This window comes from Streptomyces sp. NPDC040718 (assembly GCF_055593565.1).
The window spans coordinates 1-1,040 of record NZ_JBVIXO010000048.1 but is presented as its reverse complement, the minus strand read 5'-3'; the positions used below and the strand labels follow the sequence as shown (position 1 = coordinate 1,040).

General features: G+C 66.5%; 1 protein-coding gene. It reads right to left on the bottom strand.

The window, feature by feature from the left end; all coding sequences use genetic code 11:
* Positions 1 to 1,040 (bottom strand): aliphatic sulfonate ABC transporter substrate-binding protein (locus tag ACZ597_RS35600; protein ID WP_471339618.1); only part of this gene is annotated, 1,040 nt, incomplete at both ends.

Here is a 1,040-nt window from a genome sequence, read left to right as displayed (position 1 = left end):
TACTTGGCGCCGAGACCGGCGTCGGGGACCTCGGGCTTGCCGGCGGCCTTGAGGACCTTGTTGAGGAGCGTCAGGTCGTAGATGCCGGCGAGTTCGGGCTTCTCCAGGAGCTTGGCCTTGACGGCCCAGTCCGACTCGGTCTTCAGCGTGCTCGCGAGGGGGTCGTCGGTGACGAGGATGCTCTGCCAGGCCGGGTCGAGGACCTTCGCGTCCAGTTCCTTGCCGCTGTCGGCCTTGAGCCTGGCGTTCGCGGAGGCCTTGGCCTTCTCGGGGTTGGCGTTGATCCACTCGTTGGTCTTGACGGTGCCCTTGAGGACGGCCTCGACGACGTCGGGGTGCTCCTTGAGGAACTTCTGGGACACGATGACGTTCGTGATGACGAACTTCTTGTCGGGCCACAGGGAGGTCTCGTCGAGGAGGACGGAGCCGCCGTCGGAGACGAGCTTGGAGGCGGTGGGCTCGGGGACCCAGGCGCCGTCGATGGAGCCCTGCTTGAAGGCGTCGGGGGTGACCTTGTTGTCGGTGCGGACGACGGAGACGTCGCCCTTGCCGGACTCGGGGTCGACCGTCCAGCCCTTCTCGGCGATCCAGTTGAGGAACGCGACGTCCTGGGTGTTCCCCTTCTGCGGGGTGGCGATCTTCTTGCCCTTGAGGTCGTCGAGGGTCTTGATCTTGTCGGGGTTGACGACGAGCTTGACGCCGCCGGAGGCGGATCCGGAGATGATCCGCAGGTTGGAGCCCTTGGACTTGACGTAGCCGTTGATGGACGGCGAGGGGCCGATGAAGCCGATGTCGAGAGAGCCGCCGTTGAGGGCTTCGATCTCGGACGGGCCGGCGTTGAAGGACTGGGGCTTGACCTTGGTGGCGCCCAGTTCCTTCTCGATCAGGCCTTCCTGGAGGCCGACCAGGGCCGTGGCGTGGGTCAGGTTCGGGAAGTACCCGATGCGGACCTCGGACGCGGAGAGCTGCTTGCCTCCCTCGGCGGCGGTGGCACCGGCCGGCTTCCCGTCCTTCTTCTCGGCCTCGGAGCCGTAGCCGCA